The following is a 14,151-nucleotide window of genomic DNA, read 5'->3' as shown; positions in this document are numbered from 1 at the left end:
CCCGGCTGCCTGGTTCTCGACATCCGCATGCCGGGAATGAGCGGACTCGAGCTGCAGGACGAACTGCACAAGCGGCGGATTCATCTGCCGATCGTCTTTCTGACCGGACACGGCGACGTGTCGATCGCCGTGCACGCGCTGAAGAAAGGAGCGCTCGACTTCATCGAAAAGCCGCACGACGACGAACGGCTGGTTCTCGCCGTCGCGCACGCCTTGCGCGCGGATGCCGAACGACGGCAGACAAGCCGGACGCACGCCGGAGCGCCGGCTGATCTCGCCGAGCGGCTGGCGAGCTTGTCCGGGCGCGAACGCGAGGTGCTCGAGTGCGTTCTCGCCGGCTTGCCAACGCGCGAGATTTCGGCGCAGTTGTGCATCAGCGTCAAGACGGTCGAGTTCCACCGGGCGCACATCCGGGAAAAACTGGGTGTCGCGTCGCTCGCCCAGTTGTTCGGCCTGTTCATTCCATCCGAGCGGCGCGCCTGAGAGCGCCGGCTTTGCCCAGCAAGACAGGAGAATCTGCCCATGAACCGACAATCAGAACTTCCCGCCAGCGCCCAGCGAGTTGCCGACCTGCTACGCAACCGCCAGCACGCGCACCCGGTGGTCATTCTGCCGGCCAGCGGCAGAACTTCCGCCGAAGCGGCGGCTGCACTCGGCTGCAGCGTTGCCGAAATCGCCAAGTCGATCGTTTTTCGCTGCCTTGATGACGACTCGGCAGTGCTGGTGATCACCAGCGGCGCCAACCGCGTCGACGAAAACAAGGTGGCCGCGCTTGTCGGCGCGCTCGGCAAGGCCGACGCCGCTTTCGTGCGGGCGCATACGGGTTATGCCATCGGCGGCGTCTGCCCGATCGGTCACCTGACGAAGACGACGATTCTGATCGATCTGGATCTGTTCCGTTTTGCCGCCGTATGGGCCGCCGCCGGTCATCCGCACGCCGTTTTCAAGTTGACGCCGCAGGAACTGCTGGCGATGACCGGCGGGCGCACCGCCGAGGTGGCAGCGCACCCGCCGATCGCCGCCGCGTCGATCGCCGGGGGCTGAGCAGCGGGCTGCTGCACACCCCGCCGGTTCACTTGCGGCGGTGAGGCGTTCCCGCCGTCGACGGTACAGCGCATCGCGTTGCGACTTGCGTTGCCGAACGACTTGCCGCAAGATGCGAGCCCATGCGCGAATCGTCTCTCACCAATCAGGTCTCTCTACAGCGAATGACGCCTCGCCGCTTTCCCGCCACGCGCCGGCGACGCTGCGGCGCCCGCCGGGCATTTCGCCTCCTGAACTAGCGCATGACCTGGCCGGTGCATTCCGTCCTGCGCATCGCTCGCGAATTGCTGCGCGAAGCCGCGCGTGACTTGGCACCAACGCTGGTCGTCGTCGTCATCTTCCAGGTTTTCTTCATCCAGCGCATGCCGGACAGCCCGCTGGCGCTGGTCGGCGGCTTTGCTGTCGTGCTGCTCGGCCTGGCGCTCTTCGTCAAGGGGCTCGAAGCGGCAATCTTTCCGGCCGGCGAAACGATGGCCTTCGACTTCGCACGCCGTGGCTCGTTCTTCTGGCTGATGCTCTTTGCTTTCTGCATCAGCTTTGCTTCGGTCGCCGCCGAACCGGCGCTGATGGCGGTCGCCTACAAGGCCGAAGCCGTTTCCGGCGGCAGCATGCGCGCGCTGACGCTGCGCATGGTCGCCGCGCTCGGTGTCGGCCTGGCAGTGGTTGTCGGCGTCTGGCGCATCGTTCTCGGGCACTCGATCGGCAGCTATCTGGTCCCCGGCTACCTGATCGTCGTCGGACTGACCGCCGTCGCACCGCCGCAACTCGTCGGGCTGGCTTTCGACTCCGGCGGCGTCGTTGCCTCGACGGTCACCGCGCCGCTGCTCACCGCCCTCGGCGTCGGCCTGGCAACGACGATCCGCGGGCGCAATCCGCTGCTCGACGGCTTCGGGCTGATCGCCTTTGGCGCGCTCGCACCGATGATCATCATCCAGATCTACGGCATCTTCTTTTTCGTGCCGGCGGCGAGCGGAACGGCCGTCGTCCTGATGCCGAGCGATGACCAGCACCAGTACCCCGCGGCCGCCCTGCTGGTCGATTTTCTGATCATGGTGCGCAATCTGCTGCCGATCATCGCCGTCGTGCTCTTCTCGAGCTTCATCATCCTGCGCCGGCCGCTGGCCGATCCGAAGGGTCTGGCGGTCGGCATGACGCTCGTCGCGCTGGGCCTGTTCATGTTCGACGAAGGCCTGCAGGTGGGGCTTTTCCCGCTCGGCGACGAGATGACCGGCGGCCTGCTGCGCGATGGCGTGGCGCTCTGGGTGCTCTACCTCTATGGTTTCCTGATCGGTTTCGCGACGACGATGGCCGAACCGGCGCTGATCGCACTGTCGATCAAGGCAGATGAAGTCAGCCTCGGGCAGTTGCGTGGTTTGTGGCTGCGTTCGCTGGTTTCGATCGGCGTCGGAATCGGCATCGTCATCGGATGCGCGCGCATCGTTGACGGGACGAATATCGCTTACTGGCTGATTCCCGGCTATTTGCTGGTCATCGCACTGACCCGGGTAGCGCCGCGCTTCATCGTGCCAATCGCCTACGACTGTGGCGGCGTTACCACTTCGACGGTGACCGTTCCGCTGGTCACCGCACTGGGCGTCGGCCTGGCTGAAAAAACCCCTGGCCGAGACCCGATGATCGACGGTTTCGGTCTGATCGCCTTCGCCTCGCTGCTGCCGATGCTGATCGTCATGTCCTACGGCATGCTGGCCACCTGGTGGGCGCGCGCGCGAACCCGAGTGGAGGAGAAAAACCGATGAAGTTCTCTGCCGTGCTCCTGATCGTCCCCGAGGATGACGAAAACCGGGCGGTCGACATCGTCAAGCGTGCCGGGGCCACCGGGATTACCATCCTGAAGGGCAAGGGCCTGCGCCATAATGATCGCAAGACCTTCCTCGGCCTCGGCCTGGAGCGCAAGGAATCGTTGCTTCTGTGCGTGGTCGAAAAGCAGCTTGCCATGCGCATTCTGCGCACCGTCAAGAGCGAACTGAAAATGGACCTGCCCGGCGGCGGGCTCGCCTTTTCGTTGCCACTGGATAGCGTGGTCGGCATTGGCCTGGCGCAGATTCAGGCCTTCCAGCGCGAGGTGGCGGACGATTTGTAGGCGGCGCCGGTGCGCCCGCACGGCCAGGTCAAAGACACGATGATCGAGCAGAAGGAGTCTTGCCATGTTGGTTGCCGGAATTATGAAGAAGGACGTGATCACGATCAGCCCGCTCGCTACCGTGCGCGAAGCCCTGGCCGTGATGAAGGAACACGGTGTCAGATCGCTGGTCGTCGAGAAGCGTCACGCGGGTGACGCCTACGGCCTGATCGCCTACCGCGATGTCGCCCGATCGGTCATTGCCGAAGACGGCGATATCGACCTGCTGAACGTTTACGACATCGCTCAGAAACCCGCTCTGCAGGTCTCGCAGCACCTCGAAATCCGCTACCTGGCACGGCTGATGATCCAGTACGCGGTCAAGGGTGTGCTGGTCATCGACAACAACGAGCTGCAGGGCTTCGTGTCGGATACCGACGTGGTCGGCAGCCTGATCGATCGCGCGCTGCGCGACACCTAGAAAAGTCGCCCATGCAGAAGAACGTTCATCGCTATTCGGCCTACTTTCCGCGCTGGTGCCAGGCCTTCGGTGATCACACGCCAGACCCTGGCGGTGAAGGGCGTGCGGTCGAGTGGCTGGTCAGTGAAGACGCTGTCGGTCTGGTCGTTCTGCCCGAAGTCCGCCGTATCCTGCAACACGAACTGCTCGGCACGAGCGAGCCGCACCTGGAGTTCGCCACGCACGCGGTCAGGCTGAACCGCCACGAGTTCACCGAAGCCGGCGTCCTCGCCCACCCCGGCTACGCCGCGCTGCGCACGCTCTTGCTCGGCGACGACGAACTCCATCTGTTCCTGACCTACCATCTGATCTACCCGCCGGGAACGCGGATCATCACCGCTTCGCGCAAAGCGCCGCTGGCGCTACTCTACAAGGAGATGGCGCCGCTCCCAGTGATCGTCAGCCAGTGAGCCGCGGCGCTCGGCGTCGATGACGACGGCCAGCGCCTGCGCCAGCGGAAGACGATGGCTGGCCAGGGACGCGCCGACTTGCGCACGTGCGCCGGCCAGGTCACCGCCGGCGTAAGCGCACAGCGCCTGCGTCAAACACCGCTCGGCCTGTTCCTCGGCCAGCCGCACGAGCGAGAAATCGCAACCGCAACGCCGGCAGACGGCGCTCCCGGCGAGATGCGCCCGGCACGCTGGACAGCGCTCTAGTCCCTCAGGCATCGAGGTAATAGAGCAGATCGGCAAACACATCGATTGCCGCTTTCAGCTCGCTACTGCTGCCGGTGATCGCTTCCTTGACGGACTCGATGCCATTCACCAGATCATCGGCGTCTTCGCTGCTCGCCGTGGCGAGCAGGCGCTCGCCCTTTTCGATCAGCGCGCGCGCTTCCACGCGCAGTCGGCGCGCCGTTTCATCCGCATCGCCGCTTGCCGCTTCGACCGGCAATGCGGTGGAAGCTGCCGGCGCCGCGTCGTCTTCCTGATCGGCAAAGATCGCGGCAATGCGCTCGCGCGCTGCGTCCAGCTTGTCGCTGGTGAAACGGCTGATCGCGCGGTCGATGGTGATCGAATGCTGCAAACCGGTTTCCTTCTCGCGCGCGCTGACGTGCAGGATGCCGTTCAGGTCGAGCGAGAAGGTGGTGACCACCGGATTGCCGGCCGGCGCGTCGCGCAGGCCTTCGACGAGAAATCGACCGATCGAGATATTGTTCAGGGCGTCCGGGTCCTCGCCCTGGTAAACGTTGACCTCGACTTTCGTCTGACCGTCGTGGACCGTGTGGAAGACTTCACTGCGCGAAACCGGAATCGGCGTGTTCTTGCGGATCAAGGGCACGTAGCAGTACGGGTACATTTCGCCTTCGTACTCGTCGAGCGCGCTCGTACCAAAGGTGTAGGGCGTCACGTCGACGAGCACGCTTGGCGCCTGGGCGCCACTGATCACCGCCGCCTGGATGGCGGCGCCCATCGCCACGCAAAGATCCGGATCAAGCTCGGCGCGCGGCTGCAGGCGAAGTTCCTCTTCCAGCCGCCGCTGGACGAACGGCGTACGCGTTGCCCCGCCAACGAGCAGAACCTCGCTGATGTCGGCGACTGCCAGGCCAGCGTCGCGCAAGGCGATGTGCACCGCCTCGATCGTTTCGCCAATGTAGTCTGCGATCATCTCCTCGTAAGCGCGACGCGAGATTTCCAGCGACAAATGCACCGGCAGACCGTCCTTCTCGCACAGATATTCTTCGCTGAGCGTTGCGAAGGGTTGCGCGGACAAGGCAATTTTCGCTGCTTCCGCGGCGCGCTGCAGGCGTGCCAGGACGAGGGGCTGCTGGCGTACGTCGAGCTGCTGCGTCTGGGCAAGATGCTCGATGGCGTGCTCGACCAGTTTCTGATCAAAATCGTCGCCGCCCAGGTGGTTGTTGCCGTGGCTGGCGAGCACCTCGACGACGTCACCTTCGAGGTTGACGACCGAAACGTCGAAGGTGCCACCCCCCAGGTCATAGACGATGGCCTTGCGCGCGCCACGCCGCGAGCTTTCATAGGCCAGCGCGGCCGCGGTGGGTTCATTGAGGATGCGCACGACATCCAGCCCGGCGATCTCGCCGGCCTCACGCGTTGCCTGGCGCTGCGCGTCGGAAAAGTAGGCCGGCACGGTGATCACCGCCTTGCTGACCGCTTCGCCAAGGTGGGCTTCGGCGATTTCGCGCAGGCGACGCAGAATCATCGCCGAAATCTCCTGCGGGGCGAATTCCTGGCTACCCATCTGGACGGTCGTCGATTCGCCCATCCGGCGTTTGATCGAGCGCACGCTGCGCTCGGGATGCAACGCGTACTGATTGCGCGCCGCTTCGCCGACCAGCAGACTGCCATCATCGCCGAGGCCGACGACTGACGGCAGGATCCTTACCCCGGTCGCAACCGGGATGACCTCGACTTGTCCGGCGCGTACAACGGCCACTTCCGAGTTGGTCGTTCCCAGGTCGATTCCAACAATCCACTCACTCATTACGGGTTTGCCTTCTTGCTGACGATGACTTCGGCGAGACGCAACAGGCCGTCGTCGTGATAAAAGCCGCGCCGCACTTCGCGCAGCACGGTACCGTCGGCGACGGCCGCCGCCGTGCCAGACTCGACGCCGACAACGCGCATCCGTTGCGGATCGAAAGCTTCTCCCTCAACGCGCATCGCGCGCACGCGCTGCCCGGCAAGCAATTCGTCGAGCCGCTGCAGGCTCAGCCGCTGGCCCTCGGCCAGGCTGGCGGCGAACCGCTGCGGACCGGGAACGAGACGCGTCATGATCGACGAAGGCATCCGTCCGGCAGCGTCGACACCCGCCTGCAGACGGTCGCGCAGGTCGAGCAGGGCAAGCAGCAGCGGCCGCGCGGTCTGCTGTGCAACGAGCGAGGTCTGTTCGTGCGCCCGTTCGAGGTCACGCTGCAGGCGCTCGTTGTTCGTGCGCAAATCGTCACCGAAGCGACGCAACTCTTCGAGCGTCTGCTTGAACTGGCGGGATTGCAGGCGCAGTTCGTTGCGCAGCATGGCGATCTCGCCCAGCAGCGTGGCCAGATCGACTTCGCGCGACGCACCCGCCGACTGATCGCCCGCCGCCGCCGGCTCCTGACCGTCCTCGGTTGTCGCCAACGCCTGTGCAAGACGATTCCGAAACTCCTCGACCAGGACTTCGCGCTGCGCCTCGTCAGCTTTTATTGACCAGGCGTTCATTTCGCTCCCAGGACGCGCAAAAGATTCCGTTCACCCGGTGCCGAAGGTGCAAAATCGGCACTGACCGCACGCACGAGGTCGTCGATCGTCGCCGGAGAACCGTCGAACAGGTGGTGTGCCACCCGGCGGCGGCTGTCGGCGATTGCTTCGTAGGCGCTGCGCACCTGCTCGAAGCGCTCACGGTCGCGCTCGGGCGGCGAGGCACGAATTGCCGCCAGATAGGCCGCCCGAATCGCATCGTCGGTGGCGGCGGGATCGACATCGAGAACTCGGTAAGGATCAATCATCAAACAAACGTCCCTGGCGGTCATCTACCTCCGGCGGACGGCTTCCCGCGTTCGGCGCATGCGTGGGAGGTGGCGCCGGAGCCGGGCCGCTGGCATTGTCCACCCCGGGAGACAGGTAATCGATCAGCAAGCGGGCAAACTTTTGCGCATTGCTCCCGGCCGTGCGCTGCAGACGGCGAAAATCGGCATCGGGAACGAAGGCGCGTGCCAGGTTGATGACGTCCGCCGGGTCGGCCATCTCGAGCATCGACTTCAGCATGCGGATCAATTCGGGCATCGACGGCAGACCCCCGGCGCGACCATCGCCGTCGCCCTCCTCGCCCGGGTCGTCGTCGAAAGCGTCGTTGTACGACACTGGCGGCGCCAGGAGTTCGCGAATCCTCTGCACGGTACGCTGATCACCGTCCTTTTCCGCGCGTTCACTGGCACGGTCGAGCGCACGTTCCTCGGCTTCCGGCAGATGGAAGTACGCATTCCGGCCATACAGAGCGCGCGCGCGCAGGTAAACGAGCGCCGGCATTCCCGGCCAGTGGCGCAAACCGGCTTCCGCGTAAACGCGCAGCAGCACGCTCTCGCCGCGCCGCAGCCAGGTCTCACAAACGGCGACCAGTTCTGCCGAGGTGAACTCGCCCTGGGCAGCACGCTTGAGTGGCGCCTGCAGCACACGCAGGGCGCTCACCAGATGTCGGTTGTCGGCCTTGCCGGTCGTCCCGATGACATGCAGTACAGCGACCACTTCGCGCGCTGTCGGCGTTCGCGCGGTGCTGATTGCCGCGCGGCGCAAGGCGGCGGCTGGCTCTCCACCGAGTCTCGCGTTCTCCAGCAGCAAGAGCAGCGTCGCCGGCAACTCGCCGCCCAGTTCGCTGACCGCCGTACGCAGGAGCAGCGTTGCCTCCGGCGTGTTGTCGCTCAATCCGCGCAGCAGCCTGGCGCGGCCACGCTCGGCCGGAGTAAGCAGCCACTTTTCGGCGAGGTCGATCTCCTTGCTCATCGCCTCAAGCCGCTTCGCCTTGAACTGCTTGCGCGCGTGCGCCAGGTGCGCCTGCCCGATCGCCGCCCGTACCTGCGAGTTGATCGGGTCGAGTTCGAGCAGGCGGGTCGCCAACGACACCGCCTTCTTGAATGCGTTTCCGGCCAGCGCCGTTTCCACCGCTTCGAGCAGGATCTCGGAATCGTTGACAAAGCGCGCCAAGGCCGCCTCGACCGCGGCGCGCGCGTCTTTGAGATCCTTCTTCTGGCGCAGCAGACGGATCAGACGCACATGCGTTGCGCGGTCATCCGGATCGAGTTCGAGACTATGCTGCAACCAGGCCGCACGCTGCGCATCGAAGGGTTCTTCGGCGCTCGCGTGGAGCCGCCAGGTTGACAGATGGCGCAGAATCAGTGCCGCCGGCAGCGGCTGTCGTTCCTTGGTGAAGGCGGTAACCGCTGCCAGCCAGTGCTTCCTGGCCGAGCCATGGTATCCATCGATGGCGTCGGCGAGTGCCTGCGTGGAGGCGAGCTCGGCCTCGCTCAGTCGGCCGTAGGCCGCCTCGTAGGCGCGCACGCGCTGCATGGCATGCGGCAGCAGCCGGCGGCACAAGAAAGCGACGCCCGGCACGCCGCGCCACTTCGGCAGCAGCAGATCGAGAATCTCGCCCGGTTTCGGCAAAGTTCCGCGACGCACGATCTGCGCAACTTCGAGCATCAGCGTGCGCCGGTTTTCCGGGCAACCCTTGAGCGCGAACAGCAATTGCCGGCCCTCGGCATCCAGGTCGAGCAAGGCGACCAACCAGCGATTGCCCGGCAGAATCGCTGCGCGTGCGACCGCCGCCAGCTTCTCGAACGGACTGTCGGGAGCGACGCGGGCGAGCAGTTCGCCGGCCTGCGCGGGATCGCGCTGGACCAGGAGCAGCGCCTTGAAGACAAAGCGCAGATCGCGATACGGCGAGCGGTAGGGAATCGCCCGCAGGTGGACCTCGAGCTCGGCCAGATCGCCCCGACCGCAGGCGGCGAGCGCGGCGAGCGCCGCTGTGCGGTGGCGCGACAGCAAGGAATCGGCGGGCAGCATGGCCAGCGCGACGTCCGGAGCGACGAGCGCGAAGGCGGCCAGGCGGGCCTCGCGCTCGCTCGCCGTGCTGCCCGCCGCCTCGTCGCCCTGTGCGGCGAACGCGCTCAGGGCTCCGGCATGGTCGCCGGAGCGCACCAGCCATTCGATATACCGCCCCTCGACGAGCGGCTTGCCGCACAGGCTTGCCCGGTTGCGCCAGACAGCCAGCGCTTCCGGCAGCATTCCCTTGTCTGCCAGGTCATTCGCCCGTCCGGCGTAGCTCGCCGCCAGCCCGTCTACCCACTCCGCCCGACGCTCGACCTTGAGCAGCGCCTTGTACAGCTCGATGGCTTCACGAAAGCGGCCGGCGGCGAGCGTCGCCGCCGCATGCTCGGAGCGCTGGTCGGCGTCCGACGGGCTTGTCGAGCCGGCTCGTGGTGCCGCTCGCCGGTTAGGTCGTACCACGGGCATCCTCCGCGGACAAAATGAAGAACGCCATCTCGGCGCGCATCCGGGCAAGCAAAGCCGCGCAGGCGCATCGCAGCGGCTGGTCTGCCGGCACACCGGCGCGCACAAACGCCACCCGACCAGACATCAGCCGTCCTCGTCGAGCGCAGCGACAGCCGCCGCCATGCGGCGCAGCGCCTCGGCAAGCAGCGCGTGATCGGTGGCAAAGTTCAGGCGAAGGAAACCGGGCGCGCCAAACTCGTCGCCGTCGGACAGTCCGACACCGTGCTCCTCGAACCAGGCAGCCACCGACCCGACTCTGGCCGCCAGGCGACGGCAATCGATCCAGGTCAGATAGGTGGCAGCCGGATGCGTGTGCGCCAGGTGCATCGCGTCGAGTGCCGCCGAGACCTGGTCGCGCCGATCGCGCAGCGTGGCCAACAGTTCCTGGCGCCACGGATCGCCGTCACGCAGTGCGGCCTGCAAAGCGGTATAGCCGAAGCAGCAGGCCTCCGGTACCAGCCGCTGCCTGGCGCTGCGGAAACGGCGGCGGAGAGCAGGATCCGGAATGATTGCCCAGGCGATGCCGAGTCCGGCCAGGTTGAACACCTTGCCCGGCCCGTGCAGCGTGATGCTGCGGGCAATCTCGTCGGCCGCCGAAGCCGCCAGCACGCGCGCGAAGGGGACATGCGCCGTCGTGCCGTCGAGGATGAGGTCGCAATGCACCTCGTCCGAGCAGACCAGCAGATCATTCGCGCGGCAGAAGTCGGCCAGTCCGGCGAGTTCATCGGCACTGAACAGGCTGCCGACCGGGTTATGCGGATGACAGAGGAGGAGCAGCCGAGTGTCCGGCTGCAGCGCGGCGGCAAGCCGGTCGAAATCGACCCGATAAAGCAGAATCCCTTGCTGCGCAGCCGTTTCGTCGAGCGCCAGCGGCACGACGCAGGTCCGGCAGCCTTGCAGCGGCGCCGCTCCGAGGAACGGCGGATAGACCGGAGAAAAGCTCAGCACCGATTCGCCCGGCTGGCAACAGGTCTTGACGGCAAGGTTGAGGCCGACGACCAGACCGGGCAACCAGACGATCCAGTCGGGCTCGATCGACCACGCGTAGTGCTGCGCATAATAGGCGGCGAGCTCGCCGACGAGCGTGCGCGGCGCCAAGGTGTAGCCGTAGTTGCCATGCGCTACGTGCGCGGCCAATGCGCCCCGAATCGCCGGCGCCGAAGGGAAATCCATATCGGCAATCCAGAGCGGAATGATGTCGCGTCCGCGGTACTTCTCCCACTTCTTCGCCGCCCAGGCCAGCCGCTCGGCCGCCATGGGGAATCTCTCGCCCGACATCGGCGCCAGGCGGATGGACGTCATCGCCCGCCCCGGCACGCCACCACATCCGCCGCGAGTGGCGCAGAAATCCGCTGCGTCGAAGCACGCTGGGCAGGTGAGCGACACGGCGCTGGCCCCAGCGACGAGATCGGCCGCGGGCGGTCGCTCGGCGCCGGGAACGCGCGCGCGCCTCGAGCGCGCCGCCTGTCGGTGACCTTGCTCATGCGCCTCCTCGCCTGTCAGATTGATCGTTATCGTTTGTCGTTCGCCTTGGGGGCGTCCTCGCCAGCACACCGCACTTGGCGGCGCCAGCCATCGAACAGGCAAGACTTCAGCGGCGCCGGCAGCAGTATATTTTTTTCTGGCTCGGGCAGTCAATCCGGCTTGGCCGGCGCGGCGCTTGCTCAATCACGGCCATGCCATTTTGACATGGGCGCCATCTCCACGATTACAGCAACTTAGCGATCGCGACCCGAAGAACGCCTGTCGTTTTGTCAGGCCGGGACGCCAACGACACTACCCCTTGCGCCGCATGCGTCGATAAATCCGGGGCTTTCCGCCTGCCGAGCGGGCAGGCATGGAACCTGCATCAGTCTTGCTGAGCACGCTCACTCCTGGGAGGCGTGTTCGGTCCCGGTTCGTTGAAAGCGGGGCATGGCAAACTCAAACCAACTCTTCGAAGGGTAACATTGCTATGAAAATCAAGTCCATCATCGTTGCTTCGCTGCTCTCCATCGGAATCGCCGGCGCGGCCGTCGCAGCCGATCAAAAAGGCATGTCCGGCATGAGCGGCATGGAAGGTCAGAAGGGCATGTCGGGCATGAGCGGCATGGAAGGACAGAAGGGCATGTCGGGGATGAGCGGTATGGAAGGCCAGAAGGGCATGTCCGGCATGAGCGGCATGTCCGGTCAGAAGGGCATGAGCGGTATGGAAGGCCAGAAAGGCATGAGCGGCATGAGCGGCATGGAAGGCCAGAAAGGCATGTCGGGCATGTCGGGCATGTCGGGCATGAGCGGCATGTCCGGCCAGAAGGGGATGTCCGGAATGGAAGGCATGGAAGGCAAGAAGGCCAAGAAAGCCAAGAAGGCCAAAGCCAAGCAGCAAGGCATGTCGGGCATGAGCGGCATGTCGGGGATGAGCGGCATGTCGGGCATGTCCGGAATGTCGGGCATGGAAGGCAAGAAGTAAGCTTAGGCTTAGACGGATTGTGCGCAGTTGGGCGCGGGAGAAGCGGAGCATTTCTCCCATCTCCCGCGCCTGTTTTTGTCTGAAGGGCACGTCATGAAATTCGGTAGCTTGAAAGGCTTGCTGCTGCTTGCACCATCGCTGCTCGCTGCGCAGCCAGCGGCGGTACCGGTCGGACAGGCGGCGGCAGGCAACACCTCGGCGCCCCTGGTTGCCGGGCTGGCCCCTTACCAGCGACCCGCAGGAGCACCAGCGATCGTCGAATTCTCGCCCGGTGCCGAATGGCGCAAGCGCGCCTTGGCCGGGGTCAGCGAACCGATACCCAAGAGCCTGGGCTTCCTCGACCAGCAGGGAGCGTGGTACACCCCGTTCAATCAGCCCGGCATGCCCGGCTACTATGATCTGCGGCAACTGCACGGCACCCCCGCCAGCGGCTCGCCCACTGCGAAGAAGTAAGATCATGAACAAACTGCGCAACTGGATCATCGCCGGCCTCGTCGCATTGGCCGCCGCGTGCAGTCAGTCGGACAAGCCGACGAGCACGGCGGCCAGCCAGGATACCGAGAAGGCTGGCCAACACCTGCGGGCGAGCTACAGCCCGCTCCACTTCAAACCGGCCATCGAAACAGCGCGTGACGACCAGTGTCTGGCCTGCCACAAGGAGGTGCTCGAGGACAAACCGCGCACCAGTTCGCCGGCCGGCGTGAAGACCGCGGACAGCCTGGCCTGGTACCAGCGGACCAGCACCTATAGCGGCGAACAGGATACCTTCCATCGGCGGCATCTGGTGACGCCAATGGCCAAGCAGTTGATGGACCTCAAGTGCAACACCTGCCACCAGGGACATGACCCGCGCGAAGAAGCGCAGGGCGCATCGGCGACCTCGACTGCGCAGAGCGATACCGGTTTCACACTGCGCAAGCAGGTCAATCCGGAGACCACCTGCCTGAAGTGTCACGGGCAGATGCCGGCCAAGGAGATCATGGGCTTGCCAGCGGCCTGGCACGAGGCCAAGGACATGTTCGAGAACGATTGCCTGAGCTGTCACGCCGCCATCCGCACGACCCGCCACAAGGTGAACTATCTGAAAGCGGAGGCGATCGAGGCTGCAGCACTGGCCGGCAAGGAGGCCAAGAAGGGTGGCGACGTCTGCTTCGGCTGCCACGGCGGCCGCCCCTGGTATCGCATCGCTTACCCCTACGCGCGCAATCCCTGGCCCGACATGCCGGCCGAAACGCCCGACTGGGCGCAGGGACGGGCCAAGCAGTCGGAAGCGCGTTTCCTGAAGACGGAGCAGAAGCCATGAAAACCCCCCCGGTCGCCATCCTCAACCCGGCGCGACGCAGTTTCCTGAAGACGACGGCGGCCGGCGCCGCGCTCTCGGCGGCTGGCGGTGGCCTGCTCGAAATGGCACTCGACGGCAAGCCGGCGAACGCCTTCGCCTATGCGCCGCATTACACCGACGATCAGCTGACGACGGTAGTCACCTCGTGCGACCACAACTGTGGTTCTCGCCACATGCTGGTTGCCCACAAAAAGGGCGATGTGATCGTCCGTCTGTCGACCGACGACGGTCGCTACCAGATTGGCGGCGCCTTCGGCAAGGACACGGTCGCCGAACCGCAGTTGCGCGCCTGTCTGCGCGGCCGCTCGTACCGTTCGCGGCTGTACTCGGCCGAGCGCATCCTCTACCCGATGATGCGCGTCGGCGAGCGCGGCGAAGGCAAGTTCAAACGCGTCTCCTGGGACGACGCGCTGAACCACATCGCGGCCAAGATGGTTGAATTGAAGAGCAAGTACGGACCGACCGCAATCCTCGACCAGGCCTATGCCGGAACCTCGTACGGCGTGCTGCACAAGTCGGACCAGATCGAGGGTTTGCTCGCGCGCTTTCTCGGCATGTTCGGCTGCCGGACCAATTCGTGGTCGGTGCCCAGCTACCAGGGAACGACGGCCAGTTCGCGCTGGACCTTCGGCACGATTCAGGACGGCAACGAGGATGACGCGTTTGCCTACAGCAAGCTGATCATCATGTGGGGCTGGAATCCGGCCTACACCTTCCACGGCGGCAACA

16 protein-coding genes are annotated in these 14,151 nt (G+C 65.4%); 11 read left to right on the top strand and 5 right to left on the bottom strand.

Annotation, left to right across the window (positions count from 1 at the left end; translation table 11 throughout):
- The 7 genes from RKP46_RS14165 to RKP46_RS14135 form a co-directional block, all read left to right on the top strand.
- Positions 1-483, top strand: a 483-nt coding sequence (locus tag RKP46_RS14165) for a LuxR C-terminal-related transcriptional regulator (protein WP_311107231.1), incomplete at its 5' end; no start/stop codon positions are given.
- Positions 484-522: 39 nt separating this feature from the next.
- Positions 523-1,044: a YbaK/EbsC family protein gene (locus RKP46_RS14160; RefSeq protein ID WP_311107230.1), complete on the top strand. Its 522-nt coding sequence runs from the start codon at positions 523-525 to the stop codon at positions 1,042-1,044.
- Positions 1,045-1,286: 242 nt separating this feature from the next.
- On the top strand, positions 1,287-2,801 hold the full coding sequence (locus tag RKP46_RS14155; RefSeq protein WP_311107229.1) for a DUF1538 domain-containing protein: 1,515 nt from the start codon (positions 1,287-1,289) through the stop codon (positions 2,799-2,801).
- On the top strand, positions 2,798-3,145 hold the full coding sequence (locus RKP46_RS14150) for a P-II family nitrogen regulator (protein WP_311099869.1): 348 nt from the start codon (positions 2,798-2,800) through the stop codon (positions 3,143-3,145). The genes RKP46_RS14155 and RKP46_RS14150 overlap by 4 nt, the downstream gene beginning before the upstream one ends.
- A 64-nt stretch (positions 3,146-3,209) precedes the next feature.
- On the top strand, positions 3,210-3,605 hold the full coding sequence (locus RKP46_RS14145) for a CBS domain-containing protein (protein WP_311107228.1): 396 nt from the start codon (positions 3,210-3,212) through the stop codon (positions 3,603-3,605).
- An 11-nt stretch (positions 3,606-3,616) separates the two neighbouring features.
- Positions 3,617-4,054, top strand: a complete 438-nt coding sequence (locus RKP46_RS14140; RefSeq protein WP_311107227.1) for a hypothetical protein — start codon at positions 3,617-3,619, stop codon at positions 4,052-4,054.
- A 54-nt stretch (positions 4,055-4,108) separates the two neighbouring features.
- Positions 4,109-4,300 carry a hypothetical protein gene (locus RKP46_RS14135; protein WP_311107226.1) on the top strand — a complete coding sequence of 64 codons (192 nt, stop codon included), beginning with the start codon at positions 4,109-4,111 and terminating at the stop codon, positions 4,298-4,300.
- A 4-nt stretch (positions 4,301-4,304) separates the two neighbouring features.
- On the opposite strand, the gene RKP46_RS14130 is transcribed toward RKP46_RS14135, so the two are convergent.
- From RKP46_RS14130 to RKP46_RS14110, 5 genes are all read right to left on the bottom strand, one after another.
- The gene (locus RKP46_RS14130; RefSeq protein ID WP_311107225.1) at positions 4,305-6,089 is read right to left on the bottom strand and encodes an Hsp70 family protein; all 1,785 of its coding nucleotides are present in this window, start codon (positions 6,087-6,089) and stop codon (positions 4,305-4,307) included.
- On the bottom strand, positions 6,089-6,805 hold the full coding sequence (locus RKP46_RS14125; protein WP_311107224.1) for a nucleotide exchange factor GrpE: 717 nt from the start codon (positions 6,803-6,805) through the stop codon (positions 6,089-6,091). The genes RKP46_RS14130 and RKP46_RS14125 overlap by 1 nt, the downstream gene beginning before the upstream one ends.
- Entirely contained in the window at positions 6,802-7,092 is a 291-nt protein-coding gene (locus tag RKP46_RS14120; protein WP_300328495.1) for a J domain-containing protein, read from the bottom strand. The genes RKP46_RS14125 and RKP46_RS14120 overlap by 4 nt, the downstream gene beginning before the upstream one ends.
- Entirely contained in the window at positions 7,085-9,586 is a 2,502-nt protein-coding gene (locus tag RKP46_RS14115) for a hypothetical protein (protein WP_311107223.1), read from the bottom strand. The genes RKP46_RS14120 and RKP46_RS14115 overlap by 8 nt, the downstream gene beginning before the upstream one ends.
- 129 nt (positions 9,587-9,715) lie before the next feature.
- Positions 9,716-10,933: a PatB family C-S lyase gene (locus RKP46_RS14110; protein ID WP_311107222.1), complete on the bottom strand. Its 1,218-nt coding sequence runs from the start codon at positions 10,931-10,933 to the stop codon at positions 9,716-9,718.
- Between the two features lie 652 nt (positions 10,934-11,585).
- Between RKP46_RS14110 and RKP46_RS14105 the strand changes: the two genes are divergently transcribed.
- The 4 genes from RKP46_RS14105 to RKP46_RS14090 form a co-directional block, all read left to right on the top strand.
- Positions 11,586-12,080, top strand: a complete 495-nt coding sequence (locus tag RKP46_RS14105) for a hypothetical protein (RefSeq protein ID WP_311107221.1) — start codon at positions 11,586-11,588, stop codon at positions 12,078-12,080.
- A 93-nt stretch (positions 12,081-12,173) separates the two neighbouring features.
- On the top strand, positions 12,174-12,533 hold the full coding sequence (locus RKP46_RS14100; RefSeq protein ID WP_311107220.1) for a hypothetical protein: 360 nt from the start codon (positions 12,174-12,176) through the stop codon (positions 12,531-12,533).
- A gap of 4 nt (positions 12,534-12,537) precedes the next feature.
- Complete coding sequence (locus tag RKP46_RS14095; RefSeq protein WP_311107219.1) at positions 12,538-13,383, top strand: hypothetical protein; 846 nt, start codon at positions 12,538-12,540, stop codon at positions 13,381-13,383.
- Positions 13,380-14,151 (top strand): molybdopterin-dependent oxidoreductase (locus tag RKP46_RS14090; protein WP_311107218.1); only part of this gene is annotated, 772 nt, incomplete at its 3' end. The genes RKP46_RS14095 and RKP46_RS14090, both read left to right, overlap by 4 nt.

It is taken from the genome of Accumulibacter sp., from assembly GCF_031732815.1.
GTDB lineage: Bacteria > Pseudomonadota > Gammaproteobacteria > Burkholderiales > Rhodocyclaceae > Accumulibacter.
Note: the sequence above shows the minus strand (reverse complement) of the source record. Positions and strands in the feature narration are given on the sequence as shown.